This is a genomic window from Streptomyces sp. ICN903, assembly GCF_022015835.1.
In the GTDB taxonomy this organism is placed as follows: Bacteria; Actinomycetota; Actinomycetes; order Streptomycetales; family Streptomycetaceae; genus Streptomyces; species Streptomyces fenghuangensis.
In genome coordinates, this window is the sequence record NZ_JAKMAY010000510.1 from 1 (window position 1) to 2,209 (window position 2,209).

Annotated in this window: 3 protein-coding genes; all 3 read right to left on the reverse strand. The window is 75.8% G+C overall.

Annotated features, from left to right (window positions below):
- Positions 1 to 143: 143 nt before the first annotated feature.
- Complete coding sequence (locus L7D48_RS28330) at positions 144 to 359, reverse strand: hypothetical protein (RefSeq protein WP_237883882.1); 216 nt, start codon at positions 357 to 359, stop codon at positions 144 to 146.
- Positions 360 to 905: 546 nt separating this feature from the next.
- A complete protein-coding gene (locus L7D48_RS28335) occupies positions 906 to 1,718 on the reverse strand; it encodes a cytochrome c oxidase assembly protein (protein WP_237883884.1) in 813 nt (270 codons plus the stop codon).
- Positions 1,715 to 2,209 (reverse strand): DUF2243 domain-containing protein (locus L7D48_RS28340; protein ID WP_308312362.1); only part of this gene is annotated, 495 nt, incomplete at its 5' end. The genes L7D48_RS28340 and L7D48_RS28335, both read right to left, overlap by 4 nt.

The following is a 2,209-nucleotide window of genomic DNA, read 5'->3' on the forward strand; positions in this document are numbered from 1 at the left end:
CCACGGCTCCTTCCTGGCACGGCCGGCGGTGCGGGGACCGTACCCCGTACGCGGCGGGCCATGCGGGAGGGGCGGTGCCACAACGGCGGGTGGGTGTCCCGCGGCCCGGCCGCGGGACACCCACCCGGGATGCCGCCGAGTGATTACTCCGCCGTGGTGGCGTTGCTGGTCATGCAGCCCTTGGTCTGGCTGCCCGCACTCGGGAGCAGGCCGCCCAGGAGGCCGGGGTTGACGTGCTCGGAGCACATCTGGACGCCCGACTCGGGGGCGGCCGAGGAGGCGGTGGCGGCGGGGGCCGCGGCGAACAGGGCGCAGCACAGACCGGCACCGACCGCGGACATGCGGACAAGACGACGCATGGGATCAATCTCCTTCGAGACGTTGGGGGACTTCCACCGTGACCCCGGCGCGGCCCGGCCGCGCGGCGGCCTGCTGCATTCGGCCTCCCATGTCACCCGCAGGGATTTGTCGATCTGTCGCCACATCGCCCCTTCGTCCCGCACGGTGCCGTCCGGGGCTCGGTCCTGAGCGGTCCTGAGCGGTCCGGGGGGTCTTCCGGGGCCGGGCAGTGGTTGCGGCCGGAACGGACGGCGGCCGCCTCGTGCGGGTCCCCGAAGGGCCCGCCGGGCGGCGCGTCCTCCTCCCGGGCCCGGCTTCCTCGTCCAAGGCGAGCCGGAGTCGGGGTGTCTCGGCTCGTTTGGGGGCCGGCCGGGGAAGGGAGGAGCCGGCGGCCGATCTGTGCGGGGGACGGACACCCGGCCGCCGGCGGCGTCAGCGCGCGGAACTCCGCTGACCGCTGTGACTCCCTTGCGGGTTGTGTCCTTCGCGTACCCGCCGTTCACGGCGGCACGCATACGGATGGCGCCCGATGCCGCCCGGGCGGTACGGGCCCGGCCGGGCGGTGCTCACACCGCCGCGGCGCGGAGCCGCCGCCGGGCGCGGGCGAGTGAGCGGCCGCCGGCGGCGTACCACTGCACGGCCAGGACGACGGCCAGGGCGAGCTCGACCAGATCGCCGCCGTAGTACATCAGCAGGGCGCCGGTGCGCAGGTCGGCGGGGGCGAAGGCGGTGCCGTACGGGGCCGCGGCGTACAGGGACTTGGCGAGCACGGCGTGCGCCGCCCCCGCGCCCAGCAGTGCCGCACCGCGCCAGGGCAGGCCCCACCGGCGGCGCACCGGATCGAGCCGGCACACGGCGAAGGTGAACAGCAGACCCGCGGCCAGGACGTGGAAGTGCACCGCCGCCTGCAGGAGGGGCCTGTCGTGGGAGGCGGCCCACAGGGGCGTGCGGTACAGCACCCACAGACCACCCACGTCCAGCAGCGCGGCCAGTGGCGGGAAGACCAGCCAGGCGGCGGGCCGGGAGTGCGCCGCGGCCGGCAGGGCGCGCCGCATGCGGCCGGGGCGCAGCGCCCGCAGTGCGAGGGTGAGGGGCCGGGCGAGGACCAGCAGCAGCGGTGCGGCCATGCCGACGACCAGATGCCGGACCATGTGAGCGGTGAACGGACCGCCGGGCGGCGTGAGGACGGCGGCCGCCGCCAGAGCGGCACCGCCGGAGGCGAAGCACAGGTCACGCGCGTACGGCCAGGCGTCGCCGCGGCGGCGCAGACGCGCGGCGGCGAGCAGGTAGCAGACGACCGCGAGCAGCGAGGCCGCGGCGGCGAGCAGGGCTGCCGGGCCGGGGCCGGCACCGGAGGAGTGGAGGTGCTCGGGCGTCATCGGGAGGACCCCGAGACCCCCGATGACTCCGACGGCCTCACACGCCCGGCCCGCCCGGCGCGTACGGCCAGGGCCGCGCCGACACCCAGCAGCGCCAGGCCGAGGCCGTTCCACGCCAGGTCGTAGGGGAGCAGGTCGACGCCGTAGCGGATCTGGTGGGTGCGCAGCACCTTGTGGTCGACGATGCCGTCGAAGAGCTGGAAGGCGCCCAGACCCAGAAACAGCCCGGCCCGGGCATGGGCGGGGGAGAGGGTGCCGCGGCGGCGCATGTCGGCGTAGAGGACGAACCCGGTGACCAGGCCCAGCACCTCCGCGGTGTGCAGCAGCCCGTCGGCGAGCAGCCCGACCGACGGGGTCGAACGGTCGTAGAAGTGGTGCCAGTTGAGCAACTGGTGGAAGACGATCTCGTCGACCGCGGCCATGAGGGCCGCGCCGATCAGTGCGCAGACCGCCATCGAGCGGCGGGGCCGGAGAGGCGGCCGGGGCGGCGG

Excerpts from the sequence above, each read along its gene's own strand:
- L7D48_RS28330 (WP_237883882.1), bottom strand. The coding sequence starts at position 359 with ATGCGTCGTCTTGTCCGCATGTCCGCGGTCGGTGCCGGTCTGTGCTGC.
- L7D48_RS28335 (WP_237883884.1), bottom strand. The coding sequence starts at position 1,718 with ATGACGCCCGAGCACCTCCACTCCTCCGGTGCCGGCCCCGGCCCGGCA.